Origin of the sequence: Gelidibacter sp. (genome assembly GCF_035515035.1) — a bacterium.
Lineage (GTDB): Bacteria > Bacteroidota > Bacteroidia > Flavobacteriales > Flavobacteriaceae > Gelidibacter.
Map to the genome: position 1 here is coordinate 1 of NZ_DATJCA010000012.1, position 6,570 is coordinate 6,570.

A 6,570-nucleotide genomic window follows, 5' to 3' on the forward strand; every position below is an offset into this window, starting at 1 on the left:
AAAAATCACGGATACAATTCCGGACTGCGTTTCTGATAAATCCAGGATCCGGGACAAGAGTACAGGGCCAAATTCGCTGACCGTTGCTCTTAATCGGACGCCATCTTGTTCCGATAAGGTTAAAATCTCAACGGGAAATGCTTTTGCTTCATATGGAAGGCCAATTTTGGCGTGACGTTCATCAATTTTAGCATTTGCCGAACCCGCTACTGCCAATCCGCTCAAATCGCCCTTAATGTCCATTAATAATACAGGAATGCCTTTTTCTGACAGCCCTTCTGCCAAAACTTGTAAAGTTTTTGTTTTCCCAGTTCCTGTGGCACCTGCAATAAGCCCGTGTCTGTTTAAAGTCTTTAGTGGTACATTTACAAAGGCATTGGTAATGGTTTCTCCATCCAACATGGCAGCACCTAAGGTAATAAACTCGCCTTTGTTGGTGTTTCCGTCTTGTATATGCTTGAGGAAATCATCCTTTTTGGCCATAAATTCTAAATTTTGCATAAAAATAGTGTAATTTTATTCAAGTTTAAAACATAAAAAATGAAACTTAAATCTGTTTTCTCCATCATTTTCCTCATGTTCTTTGTCTTCGGATGCAAAATATCGTCCCAGCCGATTGTTTTTCATAAATCTCATGAAGTCAAAAAACAGGATGCACCGTTTAGTGATGCGGTGGAGAGTAATGGCTTTTTATTTTTGAGCGGTCAGTTGGGATTGGATCACAAAACACGTACTCTGGTTGAGGGCGGAATTGAAGCGGAAACCAGACAATGTATTGAAAATATTAAATTCGTTTTGGAACATCACCAATTATCGTTGGATAACGTGGTAAAGTGTACCGTCATATTAAGGAGTATGGATGATTTTGCGATATTTAATGAGATATATAAAGATTACTTTCCTAATAAGCCGGCGCGCACAACCTTTGCTGCAAGTGGATTGGCACTCAATGCCAGTATAGAAATTGAGGTGATTGCATCGCGATAAAAACTTCTATTATCTGAACTCCAACTTCTAGGATTATCAAGTATCTTTGCACGCTATGACTAAAAGTGAAAAACAAGAATTGATAGATCAAGGTCTGTTGTTGCCATTGATGGAAGAGTTTTACACCATTCAGGGCGAAGGATTCCATAAAGGAACGGCTGCTTATTTTATAAGATTGGGCGGTTGTGATGTAGGGTGCCACTGGTGCGATGTCAAGGAAAGTTGGAATGCAGAACTGCATCCTCCAACAATGGCAGATGCTATTGTTGAAAATGCCGAAAGATTTAGTAATACAATTGTTATTACTGGCGGTGAACCGCTCATGTGGAATATGGATCCGCTAACTTCTAAGTTAAAGGCGAAAGGGTTGCAGATACATATAGAAACTTCTGGTGCCTATGAATTGACTGGGACTTGGGATTGGATCTGTCTGTCGCCTAAGAAATTAAAACTCCCTACTCAAGCCGTTTACGATAAGGCGCATGAGCTCAAAGTAATTATTTATAATAAAGATGATTTTAGATTTGCTGAAGAGCAAGCTGCAAAGGTCAATAAGAATTGTATTTTATTTCTTCAGCCAGAATGGAGCAAACGTGATAAAATGATTCCGGAAATTGTGGATTACGTTATGGCAAATCCGCAATGGAAAGTCTCTCTTCAAACTCATAAATATTTAAACATTCCATAAAAAAAAAGAGTTTAGGATTGCTAAACTCTTTTTTTATTTCAAAGGGGCGGCCTTATAGTGTGAAAGGAACCTTTACTCGGAGTGTTCCCCAGCCCATATACATGTCTGCGCCCGATTTTGATTCTTCAAATGTAATTGAAAACGCTTCCAAAATATCTTTACTTTGAGTTACAGGAACCTTGATGCGCGCAACATCATTATCTTGTTTGTAGGTATAGGCACCCCAAACATTAATATCTGAACTTAAAATTACCGTCCATTCCTTATCATTGGGAATTGTGAATAACGTGTAGGTACCTGGCTTAACTTTAACACCTCCAAACATAATGGGTTTGTAGAATGTTATTTCAGTGGCCTCGTTTGCGCCTGTTCTCCAGACCTCGTAGTTAGGTGCTAATTTTGCAACATCCCGACCTTTTAATTGAGGACGGCTGTAGATAACTTTGATTGCTTTATCGGCAATTTTATAATTACTTGGAAAAGTTGCAGCATCCATGGGACTTGGATCTAAATCTGCAAATTTTTGTGCATTGCCACTATGGGAAAATACGAATGCCAACGTGAATACTAATGCTTTGATAACTGTTTTCATAGAATTTAATTTTGGGTTCAATTTAAGGTTTATTATCTTAAAGTTATTATAAAGTTAGATCGCCTGGTCAAAGTTTACAATTTTTCAAAAATTATACCATTTTGAGTAATAGTACTTTATTATTTAGTGAATTAAATCCAATTTAGTTGTTATTTGTAATCAATTAAGGTTAATTAGTTTCATATTTGAAATGATAGGCGCATCTTTGCCTAAGTTTTATAACAGAAATAATAATAAATAATAAAGTATAGTATCATGTGTGGAATTGTATGTGCCTTTGATTTAAAACAGAAAGCTGAAGATTTACGACCTCAATTGTTGGAAATGGCGAAAAGAATCCGTCATCGCGGACCAGACTGGAGCGGCATCTATAATAACGACAAGGCTATTATGGTGCACGAGCGTTTGGCGATCGTTGATCCAGCCTCAGGAAAACAACCTTTACTTAGTGAAGATAAGCAATTAATTTTGGCTGCCAATGGCGAAATATACAACCACCGAGATTTAAGAAAGCAATTTCCAGACTACAAGTTTCAAACTGAAAGTGATTGTGAAGTTATATTGGCTCTTTATAAAGAAAAGGGTGTTGACTTTATAGATGAAATGAACGGTATTTTTGGATTTGCCATTTATGATGTGGAAAAGGATGAATATTTCATCGCTCGTGATCATATGGGCATTATTCCCCTTTATATTGGCTGGGATCAAAACGGAACTTTTTATGTGGCTTCAGAATTGAAAGCTTTGGAAGGCTATTGCACTAAAATCGAATTATTTCCTCCAGGCCATTATATGTCCAGTAAGGATGGGGAATTTGTCCAATGGTACAAACGTGAATGGACCGAATATGATGCCGTTAAAGATAACGAAACCAGCATAACCGCCATAAAAGAAGCGTTGCAAGCTGCTGTGCACAGGCAATTGATGAGTGATGTGCCTTATGGCGTATTGCTTTCAGGCGGGTTGGATTCGTCCATTACTTCTGCCGTTGCTAAAAAATATGCTGAAAGACGGATTGAATCGGATGACACGCAGACTGCATGGTATCCACAGTTGCACAGTTTTTCTGTAGGATTGGAAGGCTCACCAGATTTGGCTGCTGCCCGAAAAGTTGCGGATCATATCGGAACAATTCATCACGAAATAAAATTCACCATTCAAGAAGGCTTGGATGCACTTAGGGATGTTATTTATAAACTTGAAACTTATGATGTGACCACTATTCGTGCCAGCACACCTATGTATTTAATGGCGCGCGTCATCAAATCCATGGGTATTAAAATGGTCTTATCAGGAGAAGGAGCAGACGAATTATTTGGCGGCTACCTCTATTTCCACAAAGCGCCAAATGCTAAGGAGTTTCATGAGGAAACGGTCAGAAAATTAAGCAAACTTCATATGTACGATTGTTTACGTGCGAACAAAAGCTTGGCGGCTTGGGGCATTGAAGGTCGCGTACCGTTTTTAGATAAAGAGTTTATGGACGTTGCCATGCGCATCAACCCACAGGATAAGATGATCAACGGCGAACGCATGGAAAAATGGGTGGTCAGAAAGGCATTTGAAGATATGTTGCCAGAAAGTGTAGCATGGAGACAAAAAGAACAGTTTAGTGATGGTGTAGGTTACAGTTGGATTGATACGCTGAAATTAATGGTCGCCGATGAAGTGAGTGATGAGCAATTGGCAAATGCTAAATACAAGTTTCCAATACAAACGCCAACCAGTAAGGAAGAGTTTTATTACCGTTCCATTTTTGCAGAACACTTTCCAAGTGATGCCGCTGCGTTGAGTGTGCCACAGGAGGCTTCTGTAGCTTGTAGCACCAAAATCGCTTTGGAATGGGATGAAAGCTTCAAGAACATGAACGATCCAAGTGGACGTGCAGTTTCAAAGGTGCATACTGATGCATATGTGAAGGTTTAAATTCCATATCACCTAATATTTTATAACCACAAAATCTCGTCTTAGCGAGATTTTGTGGTTTTTGCTCTTTTTCAAAGATGTTAAAGTTCATCAAAATGCAATTTAAGGCGTTTTTTAAGCGATTTAAGAGACTTTCGAGTAATTAACAAATGTTGATAATTAATGCACTTAATCGATGAAATACTTTCAAAATGCCTCCTTATTTCGTATCTTTGTAAGTATCCAAAAATGATGCGCAAGTATCATTTTTTTTATGGAGTACAATCAGTTTAAATAAAGTTTTCCATCGGTCTTTCGTGTTATTCACCATTAATAATAACGATTGAAATAATGTTTGAAAGCTTAATAAAAAATAACAATAAAGAATAAGAATAAGCAAAATAATATTATGAAAGAAGAGTTTAATAAGGATAATTATTCTGCAGACAGCATTCAGGCCTTAGAAGGTATGGAGCACGTGCGTTTGCGTCCCTCCATGTATATTGGAGATACGGGAACACGAGGTTTGCACCATTTGGTTTATGAAGTGGTGGACAACTCCATTGATGAAGCAATGGCTGGGCATTGTAATAATATTACCGTAACAATCAATGAGGACAATTCTATAACCACAGAAGATGATGGTCGTGGTATTCCAATTGACTTACACAAAAAAGAAGGCGTTTCAGCGCTGGAGGTGGTAATGACAAAGATTGGTGCCGGTGGAAAATTTGATAAAGATTCCTATAAGGTATCTGGTGGATTGCATGGGGTTGGTGTGAGTTGTGTGAATGCTTTATCTGAGCATTTAACCGCAGTAGTCTATAGAAACGGTGAGGTTTGGGAACAGGAATACGAAAAGGGGAAACCTATGTATCCTGTTAAAAAGGTTGGAGAAACCGATAAAAGAGGTACGGCAATTACTTTTAAGCCTGACCCTACAATTTTTACCCATGTTATAGAATATAGCTACGATACTTTAGCAAGCCGAATGAGAGAGTTGGCTTATCTTAATAAAGGCATTACAATTCATTTAATTGATAAACGTCATACCAAAGAAGATGGCTCATTTGAAGGAGAAACCTTCCATTCAGAAGAAGGTCTTAAGGAATTCATCAAATTTCTAGATGGGAATCGTGAACCATTAATTAGTGAAGTCATTGCTTTTGAAGGTGAGAAAAATGGGGTTCCAGTAGAGGTCGCCATGATTTATAATACGAGTTATGCGGAAAATTTGCATTCTTATGTAAATAATATTAACACTCATGAGGGTGGAACGCATTTATCTGGATTCAGACGTGGTTTGACTCACACACTTAAAAAGTACGCCGATGATTCTGGATTGCTCAAAAATCTAAAATTTGAAATTGCAGGTGATGATTTCCGCGAAGGCTTGACTGCTATTATATCGGTAAAGGTCCAAGAACCACAATTTGAGGGACAGACAAAAACTAAACTAGGAAACCGTGAAGTTTCTGCTTCTGTAAGTCAAGCAGTATCTGAAATGTTGACCAATTATTTGGAAGAAAATCCAGATGATGCAAAAATCATTGTTCAAAAAGTCATGTTGGCAGCACAAGCACGTCACGCAGCTCAAAAAGCGCGTGAAATGGTGCAGCGTAAAACGGTCATGAGCATTGGTGGTTTACCTGGGAAACTCAGTGACTGTTCTGAGCAAGACCCTTCGTTGTGCGAAGTGTTTTTAGTGGAGGGTGATTCGGCAGGTGGAACTGCAAAGCAAGGACGTGATAGAGCTTTTCAAGCCATTTTACCTTTACGAGGTAAGATTTTGAACGTTGAAAAAGCCATGTCACATCGTGTCTTTGAAAATGAAGAGATCAAAAATATTTACACCGCTTTGGGCGTCACCATAGGGACGGAAGAAGATAGTAAAGCGTTGAACCTTTCAAAACTGCGTTACCATAAAGTAGTAATTATGTGTGATGCTGATATTGATGGTAGCCACATTGCTACTCTAATTTTGACGTTTTTCTTCAGATATATGAAGGAGTTGATAGAAAACGGCCACATTTATATCGCCACACCACCATTATATTTGGTCAAAAAAGGCCAACGTAAAGAATATGCATGGAGTGATAAGGAGCGTGATGAAATAGCCGAAAAATTTGGTGGAAGCGTAGGGATCCAGCGTTATAAAGGTCTTGGGGAAATGAATGCCGAACAGCTTTGGGATACCACCATGAATCCTGATTATCGTACTTTACGTCAAGTTCAAATTGACAATGGCGGAGAGGCAGACCGGATCTTTTCTATGTTAATGGGGGATGAAGTGCCACCACGTAGGGATTTTATTGAGAAAAACGCGATCTATGCTAAAATTGATGCTTAAATGCGATTGATTGAAATGTCTAAATTTAAAAACATCCAAATTCTTGGG

At 38.5% G+C, this 6,570-nt stretch carries 6 protein-coding genes; 4 read left to right on the forward strand and 2 right to left on the reverse strand.

Going from position 1 to position 6,570, the window contains the following annotated elements:
* Nucleotides 1–483: helicase HerA-like domain-containing protein (locus VLZ86_RS00590; protein WP_325447659.1), on the reverse strand; the 483-nt coding region annotated here is incomplete at its 3' end.
* Nucleotides 484–540: 57 nt separating this feature from the next.
* Here VLZ86_RS00590 and VLZ86_RS00595 point away from each other — a divergent pair.
* Nucleotides 541–987 (forward strand): RidA family protein, encoded by a 447-nt coding sequence (locus tag VLZ86_RS00595; RefSeq protein ID WP_325447649.1) that lies wholly within the window; start codon nt 541–543, stop codon nt 985–987.
* A gap of 55 nt (nt 988–1,042) precedes the next feature.
* Nucleotides 1,043–1,675, forward strand: coding sequence for a 7-carboxy-7-deazaguanine synthase QueE (locus VLZ86_RS00600; protein WP_325447651.1), 633 nt, complete (start codon nt 1,043–1,045; stop codon nt 1,673–1,675).
* Nucleotides 1,676–1,727: 52 nt separating this feature from the next.
* On the opposite strand, the gene VLZ86_RS00605 is transcribed toward VLZ86_RS00600, so the two are convergent.
* Nucleotides 1,728–2,267 (reverse strand): DUF2911 domain-containing protein, encoded by a 540-nt coding sequence (locus VLZ86_RS00605; protein WP_325447653.1) that lies wholly within the window; start codon nt 2,265–2,267, stop codon nt 1,728–1,730.
* Nucleotides 2,268–2,522: 255 nt separating this feature from the next.
* Here VLZ86_RS00605 and asnB point away from each other — a divergent pair, with 255 nt between their 5' ends.
* Entirely contained in the window at nt 2,523–4,193 is a 1,671-nt protein-coding gene (gene asnB / locus VLZ86_RS00610; RefSeq protein ID WP_325447655.1) for an asparagine synthase B, read from the forward strand.
* Nucleotides 4,194–4,581: 388 nt separating this feature from the next.
* Entirely contained in the window at nt 4,582–6,522 is a 1,941-nt protein-coding gene (gene gyrB, locus VLZ86_RS00615) for a DNA topoisomerase (ATP-hydrolyzing) subunit B (protein ID WP_325447657.1), read from the forward strand.
* Nucleotides 6,523–6,570: the final 48 nt, after the last annotated feature.

Coding starts and splice junctions, on each gene's coding strand:
- gyrB (WP_325447657.1), top strand. CDS start 4,582: ATGAAAGAAGAGTTTAATAAGGATAATTATTCTGCAGACAGCATTCAG.
- VLZ86_RS00605 (WP_325447653.1), bottom strand. CDS start 2,267: ATGAAAACAGTTATCAAAGCATTAGTATTCACGTTGGCATTCGTATTT.
- asnB (WP_325447655.1), top strand. CDS start 2,523: ATGTGTGGAATTGTATGTGCCTTTGATTTAAAACAGAAAGCTGAAGAT.
- VLZ86_RS00600 (WP_325447651.1), top strand. CDS start 1,043: ATGACTAAAAGTGAAAAACAAGAATTGATAGATCAAGGTCTGTTGTTG.
- VLZ86_RS00595 (WP_325447649.1), top strand. CDS start 541: ATGAAACTTAAATCTGTTTTCTCCATCATTTTCCTCATGTTCTTTGTC.